Genomic DNA, 24,191 nt, shown 5'->3' on the forward strand with positions numbered 1-24,191 from the left:
CGTTTGGGATCGGCCCAATACCCTCTGTCATTTGTCTTGAACGAGTGCCACCCACCTCTCTTCGGAGATGATCCTCGCAGTCGCGAGGCAGCTTCTGCGGCGGAGAATCGTCTGCGCGTGGCGCGACCGGCGGTGTCGACAATTGCGTAGGAGGCAAGGGCGTTGTTGACGCGTGATGGAGTTGCGGAAGCTGGCTGTCGGGCGTCGCGCGTTCCATGGGGTCGGTGGCAATTTGTAGTGCCGGTTCTAGACTTCGAGCACGGTGGCGCGTTCGGCTTCTGAATGCCAGGTGGTCGCGTAGAGGAACTCATTGGCGAGGATGCGGTTGTAGCGCTCGACTTTCCCGCTGTTCCTGGGCGTGTGGGGCGTGATTCGCTGATGCCTGCATCCGGCCATCGCGTCGGCGATTGCCTGCGCACGATAGCAGGCGCCGTTCTCGGTGACGATTCGTTCAATCGAGGCGATGTCGTGAGCGGCCAACCATGCGCGTGCACGGCCGAGGACGGCGATGGCCGTGGTCGCCTTCTCGTCGGGTAGTGCCTCGGTGTTCGCCAGTCTCGAGTACCTATCGATCGCGGAGTGGAGGAGGTTGTAGCGGGTCTTCGCTCCACGGGTCTTGGTCCGGCCTACTGCTTCGGTCCAGGTACAGCAGCGCATTCGCTGGCGCAGCCGTGATACCGAGCGGCCGAACCGCTTCATCGAGCAATGTCCAGCACACGGTCCGCCCGATGCAACGGATAAGCGATTCGGAAGCGTTCGTCCGTCATGCCCATCACACTTTCAGCCTGCTGATAAGAACACCGTCAGCAACCTCCTGGCGCGCAAAGTTAGCTGTCTGCCTGGATCGAGCCGATCGTTCCGGTGTCTTGGTCCGGAAGTCCGTCGTCGTTCATGTCGGCCTTGCGTGTTTTGCGTGCATCCCAGCGGAGCAGGACGGCGGCCGCGCTGGCGGCGATGATCGTGCCCGCGAGGACCGCGATCTTGGCGCCCGCGGTGTGGGCGCCGTCCGGGAAGGAGAGTTCCGCGATGAGCAGTGAGACGGTGAACCCCATGCCGGTGAGCAGCCCGACCGGGAGAAGGTCGCGGATGCCGATCGAGTCGGGCAAGCGCAACGGGGTGAGTCGTGTGACGATCGCGGTCATGCTGAGCACCCCGACGAGTTTCCCGATCACGAGTCCTATGACGATCGCGAGGACGACGGGCTGCGCGAGCACGGCGAGGGGGCCTTCGCCGTCGATCAGTGAGACACCGGCGGAGAAGAACGCGAAGACGGGCAGCGCGACAGCAGAGGAGAAGGGGCGCAGGGCTTCGTCGTAGTGGTGCGTGCGCGGTTCGGTCTCGCCGTGCAGGACGCGCGCGGGCACGGTGGATCCGAGAAGGACGCCGGCGATGGTCGCGTGGACTCCGGAGGCGTGCATGAAGCCCCATGCGACGAGGGCGAGGGGCAGCAGCAGCCACCATCGCGGACGGCGGGAGCGGACCACGATTCCGAAGAGGAACACGGCGCAGGCCGAGGCCGCTAGCGTGAGAAGGTTGATCCCCGACGTGTAGAAGATCGCGATGATGACGATGGCGAGGAGGTCGTCGACCACGGCCAGTGTCAGGAGGAACGTGCGAAGCGCCTTGGGCAGTCCTCGCCCGAAGATGGCCAGCACGGCGAGGGCGAACGCGATGTCCGTGGCGGTCGGAACGGCCCATCCGTGCAGTGCCTCACGGTCTCCGCTGAGCAGGATCACGCTGGTGAACAGCACGGCCGGTAGCGCCATGCCTCCGACAGCGGCGAGGACCGGCACGGCGGCTTCCCGCGGACGGCGCAGGCTTCCTGCGACGAGTTCGTGCTTGAGCTCGACGCCGACCACGAAGAAGAAGACGGCCAGCAGTCCGTCGGCGGCCCACGCGGAAAGCGGCAGCTGCAGGTGCAGTGCGGCGGGCCCGAGAGTGAGGTCGGAGAGTGCTGCGTAGCTCTCGCGCCAGGGGGAGTTCGCCCAGAGCAGTGCGAGCGCCGCGGCGCCGAGCAGCAGGATCCCGCCGGTGGTCTCTTTCGTCGCCCAGCCGCGGAGTCGGCGGCGGGCGTTGCGGGCGCGGGCGAGGCGGGTCATGGGTCTCCTCTGGTCGGAGACGCCGACGGGTACGCCGACGTCGGTGTCGACCAGACTTCCCGACGCGCCTCTTTCAGCCTAGGCGATCCCCTCTGTCGTCGTGACTTATGCGTCGGGGGCGGGTGATCTGTCGCGGCGGTGCTCGCCGGCGGTGAGCGAAAGGTCCCCGGAGGCGGTGTGCGACGGGTCGGTGGGCCCCTTGCGCTGGATGTGCCCGGGCTCGAGAGTCCGGGTGACATCCTCTGCGGTGACGATGGGGATCTGTCCCGTGGCGGTCTCGTACCATTCGGTGAGTGCGGGGTCGTCGGTGTCGATGCCCGCTCCAGCGCCCTCCGAGGCGGCGACTTCTGCTGCTTCGAAGACGAAGTCGTCGCCGTGCGCAGCGATGCCTCGACGCACGCCCTGTGCGATCGCGGCCCGCGCATACCGGTAGCGGAGCATGTAGGGGTCGGTGCGCAGTTCTTTCGCCCAGGAGAACATGATGCCGATCACGATGACGGCGAACGGCAGTGCGGACACCACCATGATCGATTGCAGCCCGGACAAGGCGGTCTGCCCGCCCGCGAGCAGCAGGGCGAGCGCGGCGGCGCCGAGCAGCAACCCCCAGGTGATGGTGACCCAGGTCGATGGTTCGGGCTTTCCCCGCTGGCTCATCGAGCCCATCACGATCGCCGCCGAGTCCGCGGAGGTGACGAAGAACAGCACGATCGAGATCATCGCGAGCACGGACAGGACCACCCCGAAGGGGAGTTCCTGAAAGACCGCGAAGAGGATGGCCTCGGGCGAGCCGGCGTCGCTGATCGGGCGCCCCTGGGATTCGAGGAACATGGTGGTCCCGCCCATGATGGCGAACCACACGACGCACACGACCGAGGGGACGACGATCACGACGGTGACGAACTCGCGCAGGGTGCGGCCACGGGAGATCTTCGCGATGAACATTCCGACGAAGGGGGTCCAGGAGATCCACCAGGCCCAGTAGTAGTTCGTCCAGCTGGCCATGAACGCGGACGCGTCGCCGCCCTGGGCCGGATTGCGCATCAGCATCGTCCACAGATCCGCGAAGAAGGCCGCGACGCTGGCCGGCAGCATGTTCAGCAGGAACAGGGTGGGTCCGGCGATGAAGACGAAGACGCCGATCACTCCGGCGAGGACCATGTTGATGTTGGACAGCGCCCGGATGCCGCGCTTGATGCCGGAGACGGCGGATGCGACGAATGCCGCGGTGAGGATGGTGATGATCACGATGAGCCCGGTGTTGCCGAGCGGGCCGATGCCGGTGACGACTTCGACGCCGCTGGCGATCTGGAGCGCGCCCATCCCGAGCGTTACGCCGGTGCCGAACAGCGTCACGATGATCGCGAAGACGTCGATCACAGCGCCGATCCAGCCCTCGGTGCGCTCCCCGAAGATGGGGCGGAAGATCGCGGAGATGAGCGGCGCGCGGCCGCGCCGGTAGGCGGCGTACGCGATGGCGCCTCCGACCAGGGCGTAGAAGGCCCAGGCCATCGGCCCCCAGTGCAGGATGGACTGCGCCAGCGCGTCCAGCATCGCGTTGCGACTGCCCGGTTCCGAGGAGAACCCGGGTGGGACGTCGTTGAAGTAGTTGAGCGGTTCGGCCGGCCCCCAGAACAGCAGCCCGATGCCCATCCCGGCGGAGAACAGCATCGCGATCCAGGAAACCGTGGAGAACTCTGGGGACTCGTCGTCGGCGCCGAGCCGGATCCCGCCGGTGCGGCCATAGCCGAGGACGAACATGAAGACGATGGTGGCGGCGGCCAGAAGGGAGAACAGCCAGCCGAAGTTCGTCGTCACCCAGTCGAGCGACGCGGCGCCGGCGGCGCTGATGCTGTCGGGGGAGAGGAAGCCCCAGACGACGACGGCCAGCACCGAGGCGCCCGCGACGCCGAACACGGTCCAGTTCGTTCGGAACACCCGAGGCGTGTCCTCCACGCCGATGCCCGGGATCAGCGCAGGGTGAGTCACTTCCTTGAGCAAGGCTTTCGTGGCGGTGCGGCCCCGCGTGGGCTGCGTACCGCTGGATCGGTCATCGTTGATCGTCATCGTCGGTCCTTCCGTTGCCTGCGCGAACCTTGTCAGGTGCCGGCGCTTCGTTCGCGGAGTGAGTCCTCCACGCTACCCGCGCGATCCGCCGTGGCAAGGGTCGCGCGGGCGGTTCGGCGTATCGAGATCCGGCTGCCGTGCGGTCACCGGCGGCGTTCATCACACCGCGGCTTCCGTCGGAGGGGCGGGCAGTTCGATCGGATCCCGCAGGCTCTGTCCGACCGCGAGGCGGGTGACCAAGGGGATTCCCATGAGCCCGAACACGGCATCACGGAACAGCAGTCCGACGCGAGTGCGCGGGGCGAAAGCGGAGCCGAGCCCGATCGCCGCGTCCTGCTTGGCTCGGACGATCGTCGAAAGGGAATGCTCGTACTGGTCGAATGCGACGCGATGGTCACCGCCCGATGCGTGCAGCGCCATCGCGAGGACGTATGCCTCGACCATGGCGAGTGCCGATCCCTGCCCGGCGAGCAGCGACGGGCACGCGGCTGCGTCTCCGACGAGGGCGACGCGCCCTCGGGACCAGGAAGGCATCAGGATCTGACTCGCCTGATCCATGTAGAACGGCCGCGCTTCGGGAAGCCGTTCGAGGATCGCGGGCACTTCCCATCCCATGTCACGGACGGCGGCCCGGAGAAGGTCCTGCTGTGCCGTGATGTCGTGGAGGACGACGGGTCCTTCATTGCGGAAGGTGAAGCAGAACATCGTGGCATCGTCGCGCAGGCTCAGCCGCAGGGCCTGCGCACCGACCGTGGTGTGCATGATCGCCATGTCCTCGTCACGAGGTCGGTAGCCGTCCAGTTGGAAGGCCGCGACCGTGATGCCCAAAGACCGTTCGAACTGTGAACTCGGCCCGAAGATGAGCTCGCGGACTCGGGAGTGGAGACCGTCGGCGCCGATGACCAGATCGAAGTCACGGACGAGGCCGCTGCGGAAGCCGACATGGACCTGTTCGCCGTCGTCGTCCAACGAGTCGACGGTGTCTGCGAAGATCGTCTCGACGTCGCCGCCGAGCGAATCGTAGATGATGCGCGAAAGGTCGGATCGGGCAATGCTGACGTATCGGCCGGCTGTTGCCCCGTCGATGACCTTGAGCGGGTTCAGACGCGAGATCCGGCGTCCGTTTCGCGTCACTTCTCGCGCCTCTTTGACGCGGTATCCCTGGCCCAGGAGCCAGGGGGAGATGCCCATGTGCTCGGCCACGTCGAAGCCCGTGCCCCAGAAGTCCACCACGTAGCCGCCGCGGCGTAGTTCGGGGGCCTGTTCGACGAGGGTCGGGACGTGCCCTGTCTTCTTCAACCAGTACGCGAGGGTGGGGCCGGCGATGCCGGCGCCCACGATGAGGACCTTCATGACGATTCTCCGTTCTTTCGCGTGACGGCCGTCGTGTCAGGCCGCCGAGGGGTCGTTTCCGCCGCCGAGCATGCGCCGGTATTCGCGGTCCTGCTGCTTTTCGATGTCCTGCCCGCGGCGGAGCAGCTTGGTGGTGTAGATGGTGCCGTAGGACACCGAACGGGACACGACGGTGGCGATGGCGCTCGTGAGCATCACGGGAAGTACGAGCGAGACGTCGCCGGTCATCTCCACGACGGAGGCGAACGAGGTCAGCGGCGCCCGCGTTCCGGACGCGAACACGCCGCCCATGCCGATCGCGGCGTATACGGCCGGGTCGCCGGCCGCGTCGCCGAACAGCTGGTGGGCGAGGAGTCCGTAGGCGGTGCCCAGCATGAGCCCGATGAACAGGGAGGGGGCGAACACGCCTCCGGATCCGCCGATGCCGAGGCTCAGCGAGGTGGCGAGGATCTTGGCGAAGCAGAAGAACAACAGCATCCAGAACCCGTAGTCGCCGTGCAGGGCTTGGAACATCACCGGGTACCCGACGCCGAACATCTGGGGTACGGCGAGCAGGAGGAGGCCGAGCAGCAGCCCACCCACGGCCGGGCGCGCCCATTCGGGACGTGATCCCCAGAGCTTGTCGCAGAGGTCTTCGACGGCGTACAGCACGTATCGGAACAGCTGGCCGACCAGCGCCGCGAGCACCGCGAGCACGGCCACGAGCAGATAGTCGACGGAATGCCCGAGCGCCGCGTCGTGCGGAAAGCCGCTCAGGAAGGCATCTGCGCCGAGGATCGGCCGCACGATGGCGTCGGCGACCATGGCGGACAGCATGATGGCGAACAGGGATCCTGCGGAGATCTCGCGGAGGATGATCTCCGCGCCGAAGAACACGCCGGTGATGGGCGCGTTGAACGTCGCCGAGATCCCGCCGGCTGCACCGCAGGCGACGAGGATGCGCAGTCGTCCGACGGGCTGACGGGTGCCCTGCCCGAGGGCTGAAGCCAGTGCGGCGCCGATCTGCACGATCGGACCTTCGCGCCCCACGGACCCGCCGGTGCCGATCGTCAGCGCGGATGCCAGGGCTTTCACGACGGCGACGCGCGGGCGGATGCGGCCGCCGCCTTCTGCGACGGCGATCATCACCTCGGGAACGCCGTGACCGCGGGCCTCCCGCGCCCACCGATACACGAGCGGCCCGTAGACGAGCCCGCCGATCACCGGGATGAGCACGTAGAAGCCGAGGCCCAGCCACGGCAGATGGGCGCTCGGTACGCGGCCGTCCTGCCCGAACTCCGTGCTTCCGGTCGTCGCCCAGGTGATGCCGAGCACGAGCGCGCGGAATGCCAGGGCTCCGAGCCCGGCGCCGACTCCAACGATGAGGGCCAGAGTGAGCAGGCCGTACCTGTTCTTCCGCAGCCAGGTCGCCACACGCGCTACACTTGCTATCACACAAGCATTGTATGCATGCAAGCATCTTGACCGGGGAGTATGACGACATGCAGAGCAGACCAGCGGATGCGGCGGGCGGGGATCTTCCCGAGACCGATGCGACGGTGACGGCATCGCGAGCGCTCCTAGGGATCATCGCCCGATCGATGGTCCCGGCGCTGGAGAGCGTGTCGCTTCCGCAGTTCCGTGTGCTGGTCGTGTTGTCGTCCTCCGGGCCGCTGCGGATGGGTGTTCTCGCGGAGAAGCTCGGCGTGACGATCTCCACGTTCACGCGCACCGCTGATCGCCTCGTCACGGGCGGGTGGGCACGCCGTGAGTCCAACCCGGACAATCGGCGCGAGGTGCTGCTCGCCCTCACGGACGCTGGTCGGGGACTGGTGAACACCGTCACCGAGCACCGCCGTCTGCTCATCGAGGATGTGCTGCTGCGCATGGCTCCTGCGGATCGGCAGCAGCTCGGCGACGCACTGACCGCGTTCGCGGCCGCCGCCGGCGAACCCGCGGCAGCCGATCTGCTCGTGCTCGGACTCTGATCGCCGTGCACGCCCTCCTGGGGCTCGTCCCGCCGCCCGGTGGACCGGGTGGCATGACGGGCGTGATGTGGATGCCGACTCTGCCGGTGACGGTCTCACGGCTGTTCGCGGTGCATCCCCAGCCGATCCCCGTCCTGCCTCTGCTGGGGCTCGGGTTGCTGCTCGGCTACGGGGTCGGCGTCGTGGTGCTCCGTCGCCGCGGCGACGCATGGCCGCTGACGCGCACCGCCTGCTGGATCATCGGGGTGCTCACCCTCGAGCTGATGACCGCGACGGGGTTCGACGGTTACGGCATGGAGCTTTTCAGCGTGCACATGGTGCAGCACATGACGCTCAGCATGGTCACGCCCATCTTCCTCGCCCTCGGTGCGCCCGTGACCCTGCTGCTGCGTGGACTCAGCGGTGGCGGACGGCGGCGTCGCAGGATCCGGTCGGGCGTACTGCGGGTCCTGCACTCCCGACCGGCGGCCTTTCTCGCGAACCCGATCGTGACGGGGCTGCTGTTCCTGTTCAGCCTGTACGGGCTCTACTTCACCCCCGCCTTCACCGCACTGATGAGCACCATGTGGGGCCACAACCTGATGCTCATCCACTTCCTGCTGATCGGGATGCTCTACTTCTGGGGCGTCCTCGGCGTCGACCCCTCGCCGAGACGCGGCGGGAACCGCATGGGCGCGGCTGCCGGCCCCGTCGCACGCATCGCGGAGATGGCGATCCCGGTCCCGTTCCATGCCTTCTTCGGCGTCGTGCTGATGATGGCGAGCACCGTCGTGGTGAGCTTCTACGCGGCACCGATGGCTTTCCTCGGGGTGACCGCCCTCGGCGACCAGCAGACCGCGGGCGGGATCGCCTGGGGCTTCACCGAACTCCCCACCCTCCTCGTGCTCACCGTGCTCTTCCTGCAGTGGCAGAGCAGCGATGCGCGACACACCGCAGCGGCGGAGCGCAAGGCGCTACGGGACGGTGATGCGGACCTCGTGGCCTACAACGAGCAGCTGCAGCAGCTGGCAGCGCGAGATGCGAGGCGAGGACGATGACGGGCGGAGTCGTCGGGTACGCGTTCGCGCTGGGGATGATCGGCCTGCTGAACCCCTGCGGATTCCCCCTGCTGCCGATCTACTTGACGGTGTTCGTGGAGACCGTCGATCGCCGCTGGGGTTCTCGCTCCCTTGGCGCGCTGCGGGCAGGCGCCGCGTTGACGATCGGCTTTCTCGCGGTGTTCGCCGTGGCGGCGGCGGTGATCGCGTCGCTGCACGGCCTCATCGAAGCCACGGCGCCGTGGATCATGCTCGCCGTCAGCGCGGGCATCATCGTGTTCGGCGGGTGGGGACTGGCGGGCAGGACGTTCTCGATCCGGAGCGCGCCGCGGTTCCGTACCGGAAGGGCCTTCCTCGCGATGATCGGCTTCGGCATCGCCTACGCGATCGGGTCCCTGAGCTGCACCCTGCCGGTCTTCGTCGCCGCGGTGAGCGGGGCGCTCGCGACATCGTCCACGCTCGGGATCGCTGCGACGGTGACGGCCTACGGGCTCGGGATGGGGCTTTTCGCCGTCGTCGCGGCACTCGTGGTGTCGTGGGCGGATGCGGCAGCGCTTCGCGTGCTGCGCCCGATCGCGTCCTTCATCCCGAGGGTCGCCGGCGGCCTGTGCATCCTCATAGGGGTGTACCTGCTCGCGTCCTGGGGCAGCCGGATCGGCGCCCCCGACATCGCCGCTCCGGTCACCCGCGTCCTCGACCGGCTGCAGAGCGCGGCCTCCTCGCTGATCGAGGCGGTGTGGATGCCGCTCGGAGCAGCACTGGTCGTGATGGTGCTGACGGTTCTGATCGTGGCGGCGGTGAGAGCGCGGACAGCGGCCGCCGTCGTCCTGCCGGCAGAGCAGGCTGAGGAAAGGAAAACGGGTGGCATCGCAGAATGAGAAGGAGCGGTCTCACGGGATCCGCGGCTGGGTCGTGCTGTGGATCCTGTCCGGGCTGCTGATCGTGGTCGTCGTGCTGCTGGTCGCGGCAGGAACGGGAGCGCCGCAGTCGACCTCGACACCGGCCGGTTCGCTGCCGCAAGGGCTCAACCAGGAGACCGCCGACCTTCTCGGAGTGGTGCCGGTACCGGGCGATTCCGTACCCGCCCCGCATTACACGCTCACCGACCAGAACGGTCACGCCTTCGACGAGCGAGACCTTCGGGGCCGGGCGGTGGTGCTCACCTTCAACGACGACGAATGCGCCGACCAGTGCGCCATGCTCGCCGCCGACATCGTCGCCGCCGATCGGGATCTGCCCGCCGCGGCACGCTCCCGGGTCGCGTTCGTCTCGATCAACGCCAACCCCTACTACCCGAACGCTTCCGACGTGAAGGCATGGTCCGACCAGCACGGACTGGGCCACCTGCCCAACTGGTACTTCCTCACCGGCACCCCGACGCAGCTCGCCAGCACCGCGAAAGCCTATGACGTCCCCATCCAGCTCGATCCTGCGACGCGCTCGGTCGCGCACGGCAGCCAGATCTTCGTCATCGACCCGTCCGGACGCATCGTCCAACAGGCGGCATTCGGCGTCGAATCGGCCGACACCGACCCCTTCGGGCACGGCCTCGCGACCCTCGCGAACGACGCACTCCCGGCGTCTGAGCGGGGAACCATCGCCGGAGCCGACCTCGTCAAGGCGATCCCCGGCGGAACCGAGATCGGCGACACCCCCGCCCCGCTGACCGGCCAGAGCCTCATCGGATCCGGCACCAGCAGTGCCGCGTCACGAGGACGGTTCACCGTGCTCGACTTCTGGTCATCGACCTGCACCGCCTGCAGCGTCCAGCTCCCCGACACGCAGGCCGAAGCCAACAGCCTCGGCACCGCCATCGCCTTTCTCGGCGTCGACGTCGGCGACGCCCCCGCGACCGGGCGCGCGGCGGCCGTGGCCAATCACTTCACGATCCCCACCGTCAGCGACCCGCAGGGAACACAAGCGGCCCGGTTCCGGGTCAGCGAGCTTCCGTACACCGTCATCCTGTCGCCGACCGGGAGCGTGCTGGTCCGCCATCCGGGCCTTTTCACGACCGAAGAACTCGACTACACCCTGCACAGCCTCGATCCCGCGCTTCCCGACGCCCACTGACACCCCGAAAGGACCGACAGTGACCGAGCACATCCTCGTCATCGGCGCCACCGGCTACCTCGGCCGCCACCTCGTCGCAGAACTGAAACGGCGCGCCTATCGCGTGCGCGTCCTGGCCCGCTCCCGAGAACGCGCCCAGGCCGACGGCCCCTTCGGATCACCCGCCCTCACGGACCTGGTCGACGACTGGATCATCGGCGACGTCACCGACCCCTCGACCACCGCGGGCATCTGCGACGGCGTGGATCGAGTCGTCTCCTCCCTCGGCGTGACGAGACAGAAGGCAGACCCCTGGGACATCGACTTCCACGGGAACCTGGCTGTGCTCCGTGACGCGGAACGCGCGAAGATCCGCTCCTTCGGCTACGTGGGCGTCCTGCACTCGGAAACAGGCACATCCGCCACGATGCGCGCGAAGACGGCCTTCTCCGAAGTCGTCCGGCGCAGCAGCGTCGCCGCGCAGATCATCAACCCCAGCGGCTACTTCTCCGACCTCACCGATCTGCTGACCATGGCCCGGGCCGGCATGTCATTGCACCCCGGGACCGGCGAGACGAAGCTGAACCCCATCCACGGCGCCGACCTCGCGCACTTCATCGCCGACCGAGTGCCCGATGCTCCCGGCCGATGGGACGTCGGAGGACCCGACACCCTCACGTATCGGCAGCTCGAAGAGCTGGCCTTCGATGCCGTCGGCAAGAAGCCGCACAGCATCGGCGTTCCTGGGCAGGTACTGCGATCCGCCGAATGGATCGCCGATCGGATCAGCCCGCGCATCAGCAACCTGATCCGCTTCTTCGGTGAGGGACTCGCCACCGACGCCGTCGGGCTCCCGACCGGCACCCACCACATCGCCAAGTACTTCCGCGAACACGCGCAGGTCGGTCGGACGACCACGAGATCGTGACCATCCTGAACCAGAACCTTGCCCTCGCGGCCTAACCAAAACCGACACCTCCGCGCAGCAGCCCCACCAGGTTCGTCGCCGACATGGCTAACAAGCCAGATGACCCTCAGTTCTTAGCCTCGGACCGTGAAAGGGACGCGCGCTCCGAGCGGGCCGCGAGATCCTACTCGAGAGGTCTCGGCGTACCTCGCCTTTTCAGGTACAAAGGTGCCACAGCCGCGCTGAGCTGGTCAGCGGAGTATCCGGCGGCCTAAGCGCGGTGTCGTCGCCGAGCGGCAACATATCGACATATAGGCCTAGTCCGCATCCCATATGTTGGTTTCGGAGTCCTGGATCCTGGATTCCGTACGACGGTAGCAGCGCGCCTAAGCCTGTTCGGGCGCGATGATCAGCAGAGGGGGGCTCATGGTCGAGGAGTTGGAGCAAGCCGGTTCGATGGACCGCGGGCTGTCGCGGCGCAGGCTGATGAAGGGCGCGGCGTGGTCGGTGCCCGCCGTCGCGATGGCCGCCGCCGCGCCGGCCGCCGTGGCGTCGGGCTGCGAGGGCGGCACGATCACGATCAGTGCGGACGCCACCGGCGCCGGGACGGGCGTCGTGACGATCCCCGCGTGCGCGACCGCGATCGCGTTCACGGTGATCGGCGGCGCGGGAGGGAACGCGGCTCAGTTCGCCGGTCACGGCGCACGGGTGACGGGAACGATCGTGCCGACCGGTCAGGCGATGGCGCTCAGCCTGGTCGCCGGTCAGGGCGGATGGGGTCGGGGCTGGCCGCTGGCGGACTACGGCGCGCCGCCGCAGGGCTACGGGGCCGGCGGCCTGGGCGGCAGCCGCACCCTCGACGGCGTGGCGACGAACGATTCCGGCGCTGGCGGCGCCGGGTCGGCGATCCTCCTCGCGGGCAGTCCGCTGGTCGTGGCCGGCGGCGGCGGTGGCGCCTCGAACGCGCAGGCGTCCTTCTTCGGTCCCTCCGGCGGCCCGTTGGAGGCCCAGTCGACGGCGTCGGCCGCGGCCGGCGGCAACGCGGGCCCGTCTCCGCTGAACGGCGCCGACGGGTCGGCCGCCTACCTCCCGATCAGCGGGAAGGAGGGCTCGGGGACGGCCGGCGGCGGCCGGAGCGCCGCCGGCGCCGTGCCCGGCGACGGCGGAACGGCGACCGGAGACTTCACGAAAACGCCCGGGAACGGCGGCGCGGGCACCGTCGGCGGCACGGGCATCACGGTTCCCGGAGACTCGGGCGCGACCTCCGGCGGCGGTGGCGGTGGCTACGCCGGAGGCGGCAGCGGCGCCGTGGTCTCCGAGTTCGACGACCACCCGGGCGCGCCGAACGGCGGCATGTACTTCGGCGCGGGCGGGGGCGGCGGTGCCGGATCCAGCTATGTCGACACGGCGCTCGCGGCGGGCGCCGTCGCCAGCGCGGGCAACCGGAGCCAGTCGTCGATCCCCGGAAACGGCAACCTGGGCGGCGGCCACGGCTCGGTGACCATCACTTGGAGCTGAGCTGAGCTGTGGCACTAGGCCGTGTTGCTAAACCCGTTCTGGTGGCTCTCGGCGATTCTGAATCTTGTGTCGCGTGATGTGATCTCCGATGAGGCTTGGTCTGTGATCGGCCCGTTGTTCTCGACCGTGAAAGCCTCGGGTCGGCCACCTGTGGATCGTCGCATGGTGGTCGAGGCGACGGCGTGGCGGTTCCGGACGGGTGCGCCGTGGCGGGACGTCCCGGAGCGGTTCGGGAACTGGAACACGATATACAAAAACTTCAACCGGTGGTCTGAGCAGGGTGTGTGGGCGCGTGCGCTGGAAAAGACGCAGACGCTTGCGCAGCAGTCCGGGGATCTGGACTGGGTCGCGTCGATCGACTCAACGATCGTGCGCGTGCATCAGCGCGGCGCGACCCTTCCCCGCACCACAGGGGGCGCTGTCGAACTACAAGAAGTTCGGTGACGAACCACCCGATCACGCGATCGGCCGCCCCCGCGGCGGGCTGACGACGAAGAATCACCTGGTCTGCGACGGGAAGGGACGTGTTCTCACGTTCATCCTCACGCCCGGTCAAGCCGCGGACACCAGCATGCTGACAGCCATGCTTGAGCAGATCCGTGTCCCGGCCGGTCGCGGCCGGCCTCGGACTCGTCCGGACCGGGTGATGGCAGACAAGGGCTACCCGTCCAGAGCGAACCGGGCATGGTTGCGTGAGCGCGGCATCGCGGCGACGATCCAAGAGCGTGAGGATCAGGTCGCGCATCGTCGGAAGAAGCAAGGCCGCCCGATTTCGGCGGCCAGCAGCGCGAACGCTACAAAGGCCGCAACGTGGTCGAGCGGTGCTTCAACAAGCTCAAGCAATGGCGCGGTATCGCGATGCGTTCAGAAAAGACGGCACGCAACTACCACGCCGGCCTCTGCCTTGCCGCAGCCCTCCACTGGGTCTCCAGCACCCCGAAGCAATAGTTGCTAATCGCCGAAAACTTCGGCTTTCGTGGTTTCAGGATCCGCAAGGCCGATCACCACGCGGCTGTAGGGTTCACCAGACAGCTCGATCCGCAGCCCGCGTGGGGTGTCGGAGTGGACAAGAGCGAGCGTGATGCCGCGGCCTTCACCCGTGCGAAAGGTTCCAACTGCGGTCGTGTTGGGAACATATCGGCCGGCGAGCTTGAAGTCTCTTCCCCACCCTTTGACCTGCTCATGAGCGTCGTCCACAACCTCTACGGAGATGACGTTACCCAACGAGAAGCGAGTCGACGCGAGCAATCCTTCGACCCTTTCGAACACCGACAGAGTGACCACGGCTTCGGAGCCATGACGGGTTAACTGCGCCATGCAGCCAGCGTAACGCGGGCGGAGAGTGGATGCCGCATGCCCTGCTCCGCCAACATCGATGCCATCGACATCTGCGCCTGCGGCGGGCGGGCGAACCGCGCTTAGCAACACAACCTAGTGGGCATTCCGGTTTTCCGGCAGTCATGACAAGAATGGGCGGGATCCGCGGATTCGGTCAGCGTTGAAGAGGCTCCCAGCCCGCCAACGTCACAAGTTCATCGATGCTGTGGCCCGTTTATCGTCGCCCTTCGAATGGATCGATGAAGGAGTTCACACCGTGGTCTGGGCAGACGAACGCGATCCGAATGCCAGCGTCCTCGATGTCGGTCGGCTCGGGCAAGCAGTCCGCCCCGCATTCGGCACATGTCCGGTAACCCTCGTTCTTCGGGACGCGGATCTCGAGGCCGTCGGCGCCGTCGAAGTACTCGTACTCCATTCGACGACTCTACGCAGAAGCTGGGACCAGTTCGCGTCTGTCGACCGACCGGGAAGATGGACCCCACGGATCAGCACCCCAGGTGCGGTCACGTCGTGCACCCCAGGAATCTGGGGCTCGAGCATCGTCGAGGTCGGCGCCGGCTCGGGGTCGATGGGCTCCAAGTATTCACGACCGACGGACGCCCACACGCGTGTACCGCTTGCCAGTTCGAGGATCGGCCCGATACGAAAGGGGTGGTCCGGCACCTCGGCATCTGCCTGTGTCATCCAGATGTTGGCCTTGGTGAGTTCGTCCCATCGGTCACGGACTTCGATGCGCTGATATCGCTCAGGAACCGACCACGGTGCGAGCGCTGCACGAGTCGCGCCGACCACGAAGGCGAGTCGTTGACCGTCGACGAAGTCCGGCGGCGTGTACTTCCAAGGTGCACGATCTGTTTCGCCCGGAAGTCGCGCTTCGGGTGACGAATGGCTTTCTGCGGTTTCGGCGGTACGCCAAGCGATCTCGCCGTGCAGGGAAGTCTTCCACTGCGGAACACCGGCGTCGGCGATGTAGGTGTCGTCACCGTGGCACCACACGCGAAACTGTCCGGCTCCGAGACCTGCGTTGTCGCCTGACGCGATGGCGAAGGTGAATCGAATCGCCTGTGATCGCGCCATGGGGTCATCATGTTGCAGAAGTCAGGACTGTGCAACATTCGCTCGGTTGTGGTCGAGAACGAGAACGGCACGGTTGTCGTGTCGCCCAGCGACTCGAGTTATGCGGGCCAGACTTCACCGTCGTACTGTCCGACTTGCTCGACGCGTGATGCGCGATCCTCGAGCCAGGCGGCAACGCTCGGGTCAGTCGCCGCGTCCGCAGCATGGCGGAGCGCCGCGGCGGCAATCTCCGCGGCGAACGCTCCATTGATCGCATTGAGGCGCGCATGGTGCTTGTGCTCGATGTGCTGTTGTCCGCCGCGCGAACTCCGGGAGCTTTTCGGCTGCCACGGCTCCGGCGCCCCGCGCCACCCGCATGCGCATACGGGCACGAGGTCTCCCTCGATCGCAGCGCGCCGTTCATTGAGCTCCTCCGTGGCCGCCAGATCGAAGTGCGGTCGCTGCGACTCGAGCGCGACGAGGATGTCGCGTTCTTTGGCTGTGAGTTCCCGAGTCGGCACCCATCCGCCGAAGCTGTGGGCGAGGATCTCGGAGTTGCCAGTCATCTAGATATTCTCGCAGTCCTGATGCCCGTGATGCTTGGACCGAGAGCTGCCCGCTACTGAGAGGACTTTGTCTTGATCACTCCGCAGCGATCCGAACCGCCCGTCGCCACGTACTGAGATCAGCCGACCGGGTTAGACAACGTACTGCCCGGTTGGATCCTCGATGTCGCCAGAGAGCGCGCTGACGAGGGTGAGATCCGAGTGGATCCGGGCCGTGTTCATCCAGTCCTCGAGTAGGTCGAAGAAGGCGTCGTATCGGCCTGCGGTCATGCACGACGAGAAGATCTCCGCCGACTCTTCAAGGAGGCGTGCTTTCTCCTCGGTCGGGAGGGACGCGGTCCATGAGGTCGAGTTCTTCATCGTCGTCCTTCGTGAATCTGCAAGCGGTGCGGGAGCGGCTTGGCGGGAGGGAGCTGCACGTTACTCCTCGGTGTTTGGATGCTCCAGTGCTTTCCGGTGGGCTCCGTCGTAAAGGTGCCGGGCGATCTCTGCAGTGACTGCGGCTGAACGCTCGATCGTTTCCTGAGGGATCGGCCTACTGGCGATCGCGGTGCGGGCGGCCTTCCGCGTCGCGTCTTCGTGTTGGTCGGCTGAGTCGAGGCTGGTCGCATCGGGAGGGTTGGTGTTCTGATGGTGATCTGCGGGGGAGCGGAGCACGTGCCGTGCATTCATGAACAGACGTTACCGGAAGCTATAACTACCTGGAAGTGATCGTTTCCTCACGAAAGCCTGAATGAGTGGGAGCGACGCTCAAGAAGGTTCTCGGCGCACGCGTGCGCGACCTTCGACGTTCCCGGGGTCTGACTCAGGAGAAGCTCGCTGAACAGCTCGCTGTAACGCCCCGATACCTGGCGGGTATCGAACGGGGAGAGCGGAACCTCACGCTTGACTCGGTTGACGCACTCGCAAAGCAACTCGGCGTTGCCTCCTTCGATCTCTTGACTCCTTCCGCTGGTGCCGCGCACTGAGTCGTAGGCAGACCCCGGCTCCCTGGGGCGCACTGCGTCTCGGTAACCAAGGTTGCTTGCCGCCCGTATCCCACTCGCTCGGAACGCGATTGCGTAAGTCAGTTCGCTTCAAATGTCGTATGCAATCCGAGCTTGCATTCGTCTAGGTATTCGACATAGGATTGAATTAGCGACTCGATCTATCACATATAGTTTCGAGGACCACCCGGGGCCGGCAAGACCATGCTGGCGCGGCGGCTTGCCGGCATACTGCCCGATCTGGACGAGGGACTCGCGCTGGAGGCCGCGTCGATCCGGTCGCTCGCCGGCGAGACGCTGAGCCGCTTGGAGCTGCGTCCGCCGTTCGTGGCCCCGCACCACAGCGCCTCCGCGGTGGCGATGATCGGCGGGGGCTCGCGCACCGCACGTCCTGGCGCGATCGCGCGGGCGCATGGCGGACTGCTCTTCCTCGATGAGGCCGCCGAAGCCCCCGGCGCGGTGCTCGATGCCCTGCGTCAGCCCCTGGAGTCGGGATCCATCGAGATCCACCGCGCGGGTTTCACAGCACGGTTCCCCGCCCGTTTCCAGTTGGTAAGCCATTGTGTACGTCTCGACACTGTCCAGTAGTCACTCGGCGACCACGGCACGTCGGACCGGCGAGCAACCTCGAACCCAGACGCAGAATCAACGAGGACGGAGCGCACTCCGGTGTCACAGCCTGCGGAAGGTTGCATGCGTCAAGCGAGCGAGAAGGCGCCCATCAGTCGGCGAAGCGGGCCGTTCTGCGGGTGGACGCTGCTCGGCGACAACGCGTCTCTGAGATCTACTGCGAGCTCTGCTTCGTGGAGTGCGTTGAGGTCAGACGTAGACTCCGCGGTCTTCCATAAATTGGATGGGGTTGGTGTATCCGCCGTCGATGTAGACCTCGAAGTGCAGGTGACATCCGAAGGAGCGTCCGGTGTCGCCGGCGTAGGCGATGACCTGCCCCGAGCTGACCTGCTGACCGCTGTCGACGATGATGCCGCCATCCATGATGTGCGCATAACCGGTGCTGATGCCTGCGCCGTGCTGGATCCGGATGTAGTTGCCGTAGTTTCCGTTGCGGCCGGCGTAGTCCACCGTGCCGGAGTTGGCGGCATAGATGGGGGCTCCGCACCCGTTCGCGAGGTCAGCGCCATAGTGGTAGCTGGAGGAGCAGCCCTGTGGACCGCAGTCGGGTGTGCGGGGGCCGTAGCTCGAGCTGCGTGCGCCGCCGTGGGGTCGGACCCATCCGCCTGATCCGGCTGCCGCGCCACCTCCGTTCGCTGCGGCTTCGGCCGCTTCGCGTTCACGTCGTGCCTGCTCTTCCGCCGCTCGGGCAGCAACGCCAGCCTGGTACCCCGCGACGGTGTTGGTCGTCGTGTCTTTCAACGCCGCGAGTTGCGCCTTCAGGGTCTCGACATTGGAAGCCTGCTCGTCCAGGGCCGCCTTGGCTGCTTGGGCTGCTGCCTGCGCGGCCTTCATCTTCTCTTCCGCGGCCTGCTTGAGCCGGTCTCTCTCGTCTCGGGCGACCTTCGCCTGGTCGGCGAGCGATTGCGCAGTATTCCGCGTCGAGACTGCGTTTTCGTAGACAGACCGGCTGTAGTCGAGGAACTTGTCCATCGTGCCCAGACGGGTGAGCAGGTCATCGGTGTTCTCCGCGTTACCGGCGAAGAAAAGGCGGAGGGAGGGGTCGTTGCCCTCGTCGCGGGCCAGCTGCGCGGCGACCTGATTCGCTTTGCGTGCCGCCTGGTCTGCGGCTTGTGCACTCGAGTCAGCTTGCGCCTGCAGGAGATCTGCTTTGGTGATCGCGGCGAAGAACTGTTGCTGAGCGGCATACAACTGGTCCGAGGCTGCGGCGGCGGCGGATTGAGTGTCGGCGACCTTCTGCGTCAGGTCGCTAATGAGCGCTTGGATGCGAGCGACCTCTGTTGCCTTGGCGCCCTCGTCGTTCATTGCGCGCTGTACGTCGTCCCAACTGGGATACGACGATGCGAACGCGGCGGGGATACCCATGCCGAGCGAGGAGAAGGCCGCGAGGCTCAGTGCTCCGATTCCCAGGGCCCCGCGTCGGCTGACGTGCAACTTCCAAACAGAGTCGCGTGCCGTCGTCGTGGAGCCGAATCCTCGCGGCTCAGCTTCCCGTCGGGGGTGTTTCGGAGTCTGGTCGTTCACTTTGCCCTTTCGGTGGGCGATTGGAGCGGCGTGTCACGTCGGGAGGGAACGGTGCTCGGTGTTCTGGCAGCCTCCGACGATTCCATAGTCCCGGGCATCGCGAAGGCTCGCGGTCGGCACGCCCAAAGGTGGTGCTTTCCCAGCTCGATGAAAGAAATGTCCCACGCTCCCGCCGTGGCACCGCAACACATCGCGTTGGGTCGACATCTGTGCGATGAGCCCTCGGAGGCTGGCCGAATCACGGACCCGCAGCCGGGGGCGGCTATTGCACGTCGACACTATCCGTGGCAAGCCTCGGCGACAGTTCGGCGAGCGGTGACATCCGGCGGTCGGGCTTGGGGCGGCGGGCCGCTCGAAGGCCATTGAGGATGATCACGATCTCTGCAAGCTCGTGCACCAACACCACGCCGGCGAGCCCGACGATACCGAGGAGCGCGAGCGGGAAGAGTCCGATGATCACGGCCAGGGCGAGACCGATGTTGGCCGTCATTATGCGGCGGCCGCGGCGGGCATGGGCAAGTGCGTCGGGTATGAGGCGGAGATCGTGTCCGGTGAATGCGACATCGGCTGACTCGATTGCGGCGGCCGAGCCGTTCACGCCTATTGCAATCCCGACCGTCGCGGCCGCGAGGGCGGGGGCATCGTTGATGCCATCGCCCACCATGGCGGTCGGCTGCGTCTCGGCAAGAGTGTCGATGGCCGCGGCCTTGTTGGCGGGGAGCTGCTCAGCGCGGACATCGATGATGCCTGCCTCCGATGCGATCGCCCGGGCGGTGCGGGCGTTGTCACCGGTGAGCATGACCGCATCGATCCCCAGCTCCTGCAGCATTCGGATCGTTTCGGCCGATTCCGGGCGCAGTTCGTCTCGCACGCCGATCAACCCGGCGATGACTCCGTCCGCTTCGACGACGACGACGGTCATGCCTCGTGCGGACATCGACTCCGCGACGTCGCGAGCAGGACCGGGATCGATCCATCGCACGTTCCCGATCCGGATCCGCCGCCCGTCCACGGTCCCGGATACACCGCGCCCGGCGTCTTCGACCACCCCCGTCGCCATTCCGGGGCAGGAGGACGCTTTGGTGATCGCCGCGGCCAGCGGGTGGGTGCTGCTCGCTTCGACGGCCGCCGCCCATGCGAGGAGCTCGTCGTTGCTGACACCGGGAGTGTGGAAGATCTCGGCGACAGCGGGCTCGTTGCGGGTCAGGGTGCCGGTCTTGTCGAAGGCAACAGTGCGGATCGTCCCGAGCTGTTCGAAGGCCTCCCCGGATTTGACCACGACACCGAACTTCGACGCGGCTCCGATCGCACTGATCACCGTGACCGGGACCGCGATCGCCAATGCACAGGGTGAGGCCGCGACGAGAACGACGAGAGCACGTTCGATCCACGTCCACGGGTCGCCAATCAGGATCCCGAACAGTGCAACGAGTGCTGACGCGACCAGAACGGCCGGGACAAGAGGTCGGGCGATCTTGTCGGCTAGACGTGCCCTGTTGCCTTTGCGAGCATGCGCCTGCTCCACCAGGGACACGATCTGGGTCAAGGAGTTGTCACGACCGTCCGCGGTCGCTTCGATCCGCAGTGTCGCCGCCCCATTCACGGATCCGGCCATGACCGAGTCGCCGGGTCCTGCCTCGACCGGGATCGACTCACCGGTGATCGCCGAGGCGTCCAGGCTGGAGCGCCCCTCGACGACAACACCGTCCGTCGGTACGCGTTCACCGGCACCGACGACCAGAATGTCCAACTCTCGGACATCCTGGGCAGGGACCGTCAGGTCTCCGCTCAGCCGGGAGATACGGGCGGTGTCGGGAATCAACGAAAGCAGGGCGCGCAGGCTCTCTTCGGCGCGGTCCATCGCCCGGTCCTCGAGTGCCTCGGCGAGGGAGAACAGGAATGCCAAGGCTGCGGCCTCACCGACGCGGCCGAGCAAGACCGCACCGATCGCGGCGATCGTCATCAGGAGGCCGACACCAAGACGACCACGCATCAGACGACGTATCGCCCCAGGGGCGAACGTGTAGGCGCCGACGAGCAGACCCGCCCATTGCAACACCAACGCAGGGATGAGCAAGCCCGCCCACTCCAGCCCGTACCCCACGGCCAGGAACGCCCCCGACAGGGCAGACGGCAGCAGCGCGGAGTCGCGCCACCACGACGGGCGGGCCACATCGGCCACCGCAGCAACCGCGGCCCCATCCGGACCACAGCAAGCATCGGCCTCAGACGACCTAGAGGCGAGATCGACGCTGTCAGTCGCCGAGCTCACCGCGCAGCAGGCGTCGCCTCCTGCCTGTGAGCGTCGCAGCTCGACACGTTTGCGCCCAACGGTTTGCCGTTGCTCATCAGAACCACAGCACTCTTCGCTCATGCGCAGCACTCGCAGTTCTCGTCGACGCAACTGACCCCTTCATCGACGGCAACCACGGCCTCGAGGAGGTGCCGCAGTCCGATCGTCAGGTGCGGGTCGGCGATCTCGTACCGGGTGCGGCGCCCCTCCGGCGCCGCGACGACCAGACCACAGCCACGCAGGCACGCCAGGTGGTTGGACACGTTGGTGCGCGTGAGGTCGAGGTCCCGCGCGAGCTCCGCGGGATACCCGGGGTGGTCCAAGAGCTCCAAAAGGATTCTGGCTCGGGTCGGGTCCGCCATCGCCCTCCCCAGCCGGTTCATCACATCTAGACGGGAAGCAATAGTCAGCATGCACTGACTATACAGCGAAGGGTGAATTCTGGATGGTCGAGATCCTGGCTGCTCTCTCACGGGAAGCCGCCGGGTGCTCGACGCAGGTCGCACGGGCGGTCTCAGCGCCGCTGCCCGTCCGATTATCGGCTCCTTCATCAGGTTCTCGTGGGACGACCGGGTATCATCTGGCATGTGACCCTCTCGGCTGGAACCCAGTGCGAGCAGCGGAGTCACGCGGCGCTGATAATGCAAATCATTAGCATCCTCGGCCTGGCGATACTGCTCGTCACCGGCATCGCCGCAGCATCGCACCTCGAGGGCGGCCAAGCCCCCTCAAACACGGCGACCAGCAGCGCACTCCCGAACTCGGCGATGACGCACGCCGCGGCGGCGGAATCGTCCTCGGACGCTCCTGCAGCGTCCGAGCGAGAGTACGGCTCCCTCAGCGCCGGGGCATTGTGCATTCTGGGGGCGCTGGGCGGCCTCATCCTTGCCCTCGCGCTGAGGGGGCTGCTGCGACGGCGTACGCTCGTCGGTCTTCTCGCCCCTCGGCGAGAGCTTCCGTTCCGTCTGTCGATGATGCGCTACCTTCTCCCGCGCACGACCGGTCCGTCCCTGTCACAGCTGGGTCTTTCCCGAACCTGAGTACGGCCATCATCCTCTGCCGATGATGCCTCGAACCCCGGAGCTTCCTCCGAGGTTTCTGCCGCCGTACCTGTGTTTGGAGTACCCCGAATGAGAACGTCCGTCAAAGCGACGATCGTGACCGCCGCCGTGATCGTCGTCCTGTTGATCATCGTGCTGGTCTTTGCCCTCACACGCCCGTCAGCTCAGGCCGCCCCGGATCCCACGGCCGGGCCGCCCCCAGTCCAGAGACCCAACTCGCACGTCCTCGACGAGGGCGGAAAGGGGGCGGTCACGCTGGTCGAGTTCCTCGACTTCGAGTGCGAGGCGTGCGGCGCCTGGTACCCAGTCGTCGAAGAGCTTCGAAAGACCTACGCCGGCAAGATCACCTACGTCGTCCGCTACTTCCCCCTGCCCGGCCACCTCAACTCGACGAACGCCGCTGTCGCCGCCGAGGCGGCTGCCCAGCAGGGACGATTCGAGGACATGTATCGCCGTCTCTTCGCGACCCAACCCGACTGGGCCGAAGCGAAAACGTCGCGCGCTGACGTGTTCCGTGGATATGCGACCGAGCTGGGCTTGGACATGGCGGCCTATGACAAGGCCGTCGCGGACCCCGCCACCATCACGCGAGTGGAGCAGGACCTCAACGACGGCCAGAACCTCGGCGTGAACAGCACCCCGACGTTCTTCCTTGACGGCAAGCGGTTGGAGCTGCAGAAGCAGAACGACCTGGAGAACGCCGTCGCCTCCGCGACGAAGAACAAGAACTGACCTCAACGTCCGGGGTGGCGAACCGTCGCCACCCCGGCCCGATCCGCCACCTGGTGAAAGGAAACCATCATGGGTGCAGGACACAGCCATGACGCAGGCGAGACGACCCCACGCAAGCGCCTCCTCATAGCGTTCGGGATCACGGTCTCGTTCTTTGTGGTCGAAGTCGTCGGCTCGATCATCACGGGGAGCCTGGCGTTGCTCGTCGACGCAGCGCACATGCTGACCGACGTCATCGGTCTCGCTCTCGCCGTCACAGCGGCGCATTTGATGAACCGTCCGCCATCCCAGAAGCACACCTGGGGTCTTCGACGGGCAGAGGTCCTTGGCGCCCTGACCCAGGCGTCGCTGCTGCTCGCGGTCGGCATCTTCGCTCTCGTGGAGGGCATCCGGCGCCTGTTCGAACCGCCCGAGATCGCATCGGGCAGCCTGCTTTTCTTCGGGATCATCGGCCTGCTCGCCAACGTGGCGTCGCTGATCGTGCTGCTCGGCGGCCGGAAGCACAACCTGAACATGCGGGCCGCGTTCCTGGAAGTGGTCAATGACGCGCTCGGCTCCGTCGCCGTGATCATCAGCGCCATCCTCATCGCCGTTTTCGGCTGGTACCAGGCGGACGCGGTCGCAGGAATCCTGATCGCCGCGCTCATCATCCCCCGGACTCTGATCCTGCTGCGCGCCTCAGCGAGCGTTCTTCTCGAAGCAACCCCTCCGGGGCTGGACCTGGACGAAGTGCGCCGCCACCTCAAGGAGCTCGACCACGTCGCGGAGGTCCACGATCTGCACGCGTCCCAGGTGTCCACCGACCTGCCCACGCTCACCGCACACGTCGTCGTCGACGACGGGCTCACCGCCCAGCAATCCGCCGATCTGCTGCGTTCCTTGCAGGAATGCGTCGCGGAACACTTCCCCGTCAGCGTCGAGCATTCGACGTTCCAGCTCGAGCCCCGCTCACACCCGGAAGAACACGTAAGCCACGCGTGACTGGCACCGACCAGGACGCGCAACCGGAAA

The 24,191-nt window shown here is 66.7% G+C and carries 24 protein-coding genes and 1 pseudogene; 13 read left to right on the forward strand and 12 right to left on the reverse strand.

Going from position 1 to position 24,191, the window contains the following annotated elements; genetic code table 11:
• Positions 1-246: 246 nt before the first annotated feature.
• From WFJ17_RS17845 to WFJ17_RS17865, 5 genes are all read right to left on the reverse strand, one after another.
• Positions 247-699, reverse strand: a complete 453-nt coding sequence (locus WFJ17_RS17845; RefSeq protein ID WP_442928000.1) for a hypothetical protein — start codon at positions 697-699, stop codon at positions 247-249.
• Positions 700-827: 128 nt separating this feature from the next.
• Positions 828-2,099 carry a Na+/H+ antiporter NhaA gene (nhaA, locus tag WFJ17_RS17850; RefSeq protein ID WP_336649111.1) on the reverse strand — a complete coding sequence of 424 codons (1,272 nt, stop codon included), beginning with the start codon at positions 2,097-2,099 and terminating at the stop codon, positions 828-830.
• A gap of 105 nt (positions 2,100-2,204) precedes the next feature.
• Positions 2,205-4,085, reverse strand: a complete 1,881-nt coding sequence (locus WFJ17_RS17855) for a BCCT family transporter (RefSeq protein WP_336649112.1) — start codon at positions 4,083-4,085, stop codon at positions 2,205-2,207.
• Between the two features lie 237 nt (positions 4,086-4,322).
• Positions 4,323-5,516, reverse strand: coding sequence for an FAD-binding domain (locus WFJ17_RS17860; RefSeq protein ID WP_336649113.1), 1,194 nt, complete (start codon positions 5,514-5,516; stop codon positions 4,323-4,325).
• A 36-nt stretch (positions 5,517-5,552) separates the two neighbouring features.
• Positions 5,553-6,950, reverse strand: coding sequence for a chloride channel protein (locus WFJ17_RS17865; RefSeq protein WP_336649114.1), 1,398 nt, complete (start codon positions 6,948-6,950; stop codon positions 5,553-5,555).
• A gap of 47 nt (positions 6,951-6,997) precedes the next feature.
• Here WFJ17_RS17865 and WFJ17_RS17870 point away from each other — a divergent pair, with 47 nt between their 5' ends.
• The 8 genes from WFJ17_RS17870 (at position 6,998) to WFJ17_RS18735 (ending at position 13,949) form a co-directional block, all read left to right on the forward strand.
• The gene (locus WFJ17_RS17870; protein WP_336649115.1) at positions 6,998-7,483 is read left to right on the forward strand and encodes a MarR family transcriptional regulator; all 486 of its coding nucleotides are present in this window, start codon (positions 6,998-7,000) and stop codon (positions 7,481-7,483) included.
• A gap of 5 nt (positions 7,484-7,488) precedes the next feature.
• A complete protein-coding gene (locus tag WFJ17_RS17875; RefSeq protein WP_336649116.1) occupies positions 7,489-8,520 on the forward strand; it encodes a cytochrome c oxidase assembly protein in 1,032 nt (343 codons plus the stop codon).
• Complete coding sequence (locus WFJ17_RS17880; RefSeq protein ID WP_336649117.1) at positions 8,517-9,398, forward strand: cytochrome c biogenesis CcdA family protein; 882 nt, start codon at positions 8,517-8,519, stop codon at positions 9,396-9,398. Before WFJ17_RS17875 ends, WFJ17_RS17880 begins: the two co-directional genes overlap by 4 nt.
• Positions 9,382-10,590, forward strand: coding sequence for a redoxin domain-containing protein (locus WFJ17_RS17885; RefSeq protein WP_336649118.1), 1,209 nt, complete (start codon positions 9,382-9,384; stop codon positions 10,588-10,590). Before WFJ17_RS17880 ends, WFJ17_RS17885 begins: the two co-directional genes overlap by 17 nt.
• 19 nt (positions 10,591-10,609) lie before the next feature.
• Positions 10,610-11,497, forward strand: a complete 888-nt coding sequence (locus tag WFJ17_RS17890) for an SDR family oxidoreductase (protein WP_336649119.1) — start codon at positions 10,610-10,612, stop codon at positions 11,495-11,497.
• Between the two features lie 384 nt (positions 11,498-11,881).
• A complete protein-coding gene (locus tag WFJ17_RS17895; protein ID WP_336649120.1) occupies positions 11,882-12,994 on the forward strand; it encodes a hypothetical protein in 1,113 nt (370 codons plus the stop codon).
• Positions 12,995-13,072: 78 nt separating this feature from the next.
• Positions 13,073-13,438, forward strand: a complete 366-nt coding sequence (locus WFJ17_RS17900; RefSeq protein ID WP_336649153.1) for a transposase — start codon at positions 13,073-13,075, stop codon at positions 13,436-13,438.
• A 40-nt stretch (positions 13,439-13,478) separates the two neighbouring features.
• A complete protein-coding gene (locus tag WFJ17_RS18735) occupies positions 13,479-13,949 on the forward strand; it encodes a transposase (protein WP_442928002.1) in 471 nt (156 codons plus the stop codon).
• On the opposite strand, the gene WFJ17_RS17905 is transcribed toward WFJ17_RS18735, so the two are convergent.
• The 4 genes from WFJ17_RS17905 to WFJ17_RS17920 form a co-directional block, all read right to left on the reverse strand.
• Positions 13,946-14,311, reverse strand: a complete 366-nt coding sequence (locus WFJ17_RS17905) for a hypothetical protein (RefSeq protein WP_336649121.1) — start codon at positions 14,309-14,311, stop codon at positions 13,946-13,948. The two genes, WFJ17_RS18735 and WFJ17_RS17905, sit on opposite strands and share 4 nt — an antisense overlap.
• 270 nt (positions 14,312-14,581) lie before the next feature.
• Positions 14,582-15,409 (reverse strand): hypothetical protein, encoded by an 828-nt coding sequence (locus WFJ17_RS17910; RefSeq protein ID WP_336649122.1) that lies wholly within the window; start codon positions 15,407-15,409, stop codon positions 14,582-14,584.
• Positions 15,410-15,507: 98 nt separating this feature from the next.
• A complete protein-coding gene (locus tag WFJ17_RS17915; RefSeq protein ID WP_336649123.1) occupies positions 15,508-15,954 on the reverse strand; it encodes a hypothetical protein in 447 nt (148 codons plus the stop codon).
• A 132-nt stretch (positions 15,955-16,086) separates the two neighbouring features.
• A complete protein-coding gene (locus WFJ17_RS17920) occupies positions 16,087-16,314 on the reverse strand; it encodes a hypothetical protein (RefSeq protein ID WP_336649124.1) in 228 nt (75 codons plus the stop codon).
• 413 nt (positions 16,315-16,727) lie between these two features.
• Between WFJ17_RS17920 and WFJ17_RS17925 the strand changes: the two genes are divergently transcribed.
• Positions 16,728-16,922, forward strand: coding sequence for a helix-turn-helix domain-containing protein (locus WFJ17_RS17925; protein WP_336649154.1), 195 nt, complete (start codon positions 16,728-16,730; stop codon positions 16,920-16,922).
• A 198-nt stretch (positions 16,923-17,120) separates the two neighbouring features.
• Positions 17,121-17,495, forward strand: a pseudogene (locus tag WFJ17_RS17930) (ATP-binding protein); the annotation flags it as partial.
• A gap of 264 nt (positions 17,496-17,759) precedes the next feature.
• Here WFJ17_RS17930 and WFJ17_RS17935 read toward each other — a convergent pair.
• The 3 genes from WFJ17_RS17935 to cmtR form a co-directional block, all read right to left on the reverse strand.
• Complete coding sequence (locus tag WFJ17_RS17935) at positions 17,760-18,935, reverse strand: M23 family metallopeptidase (RefSeq protein ID WP_292888468.1); 1,176 nt, start codon at positions 18,933-18,935, stop codon at positions 17,760-17,762.
• A 421-nt stretch (positions 18,936-19,356) separates the two neighbouring features.
• Complete coding sequence (locus tag WFJ17_RS17940; RefSeq protein ID WP_336649125.1) at positions 19,357-21,468, reverse strand: heavy metal translocating P-type ATPase; 2,112 nt, start codon at positions 21,466-21,468, stop codon at positions 19,357-19,359.
• The gene (gene cmtR / locus WFJ17_RS17945; protein ID WP_292888470.1) at positions 21,465-21,800 is read right to left on the reverse strand and encodes a Cd(II)/Pb(II)-sensing metalloregulatory transcriptional regulator CmtR; all 336 of its coding nucleotides are present in this window, start codon (positions 21,798-21,800) and stop codon (positions 21,465-21,467) included. The genes WFJ17_RS17940 and cmtR overlap by 4 nt, the downstream gene beginning before the upstream one ends.
• Positions 21,801-21,974: 174 nt before the next feature.
• On the opposite strand from cmtR, the gene WFJ17_RS17950 reads away from it, so the two are divergent.
• The 3 genes from WFJ17_RS17950 to WFJ17_RS17960 all read left to right on the forward strand — a co-directional run bounded on the left by WFJ17_RS17950 (position 21,975) and on the right by WFJ17_RS17960 (position 24,161).
• The gene (locus WFJ17_RS17950) at positions 21,975-22,427 is read left to right on the forward strand and encodes a hypothetical protein (protein WP_336649126.1); all 453 of its coding nucleotides are present in this window, start codon (positions 21,975-21,977) and stop codon (positions 22,425-22,427) included.
• A gap of 90 nt (positions 22,428-22,517) precedes the next feature.
• Positions 22,518-23,180, forward strand: a complete 663-nt coding sequence (locus WFJ17_RS17955; RefSeq protein ID WP_292888472.1) for a DsbA family protein — start codon at positions 22,518-22,520, stop codon at positions 23,178-23,180.
• Positions 23,181-23,249: 69 nt separating this feature from the next.
• Positions 23,250-24,161, forward strand: coding sequence for a cation diffusion facilitator family transporter (locus WFJ17_RS17960; RefSeq protein ID WP_292888474.1), 912 nt, complete (start codon positions 23,250-23,252; stop codon positions 24,159-24,161).
• Positions 24,162-24,191 lie beyond the last annotated feature (30 nt).

It is taken from the genome of Microbacterium sp. MMO-10 (assembly GCF_037148715.1).
Taxonomy (GTDB): Bacteria; Actinomycetota; Actinomycetes; order Actinomycetales; family Microbacteriaceae; genus Microbacterium.

Coding starts and splice junctions, on each gene's coding strand:
- WFJ17_RS17845 (WP_442928000.1), bottom strand. CDS start 699: ATGAAGCGGTTCGGCCGCTCGGTATCACGGCTGCGCCAGCGAATGCGC.
- nhaA (WP_336649111.1), bottom strand. CDS start 2,099: ATGACCCGCCTCGCCCGCGCCCGCAACGCCCGCCGCCGACTCCGCGGC.
- WFJ17_RS17860 (WP_336649113.1), bottom strand. CDS start 5,516: ATGAAGGTCCTCATCGTGGGCGCCGGCATCGCCGGCCCCACCCTCGCG.
- WFJ17_RS17870 (WP_336649115.1), top strand. CDS start 6,998: ATGCAGAGCAGACCAGCGGATGCGGCGGGCGGGGATCTTCCCGAGACC.
- WFJ17_RS17880 (WP_336649117.1), top strand. CDS start 8,517: ATGACGGGCGGAGTCGTCGGGTACGCGTTCGCGCTGGGGATGATCGGC.
- WFJ17_RS17895 (WP_336649120.1), top strand. CDS start 11,882: ATGATCAGCAGAGGGGGGCTCATGGTCGAGGAGTTGGAGCAAGCCGGT.
- WFJ17_RS17905 (WP_336649121.1), bottom strand. CDS start 14,311: ATGGCGCAGTTAACCCGTCATGGCTCCGAAGCCGTGGTCACTCTGTCG.
- WFJ17_RS17910 (WP_336649122.1), bottom strand. CDS start 15,409: ATGGCGCGATCACAGGCGATTCGATTCACCTTCGCCATCGCGTCAGGC.
- WFJ17_RS17915 (WP_336649123.1), bottom strand. CDS start 15,954: ATGACTGGCAACTCCGAGATCCTCGCCCACAGCTTCGGCGGATGGGTG.
- WFJ17_RS17920 (WP_336649124.1), bottom strand. CDS start 16,314: ATGAAGAACTCGACCTCATGGACCGCGTCCCTCCCGACCGAGGAGAAA.
- WFJ17_RS17935 (WP_292888468.1), bottom strand. CDS start 18,935: ATGGGTATCCCCGCCGCGTTCGCATCGTCGTATCCCAGTTGGGACGAC.
- WFJ17_RS17940 (WP_336649125.1), bottom strand. CDS start 21,468: ATGAGCGAAGAGTGCTGTGGTTCTGATGAGCAACGGCAAACCGTTGGG.
- cmtR (WP_292888470.1), bottom strand. CDS start 21,800: ATGCTGACTATTGCTTCCCGTCTAGATGTGATGAACCGGCTGGGGAGG.
- WFJ17_RS17955 (WP_292888472.1), top strand. CDS start 22,518: ATGAGAACGTCCGTCAAAGCGACGATCGTGACCGCCGCCGTGATCGTC.
- WFJ17_RS17960 (WP_292888474.1), top strand. CDS start 23,250: ATGGGTGCAGGACACAGCCATGACGCAGGCGAGACGACCCCACGCAAG.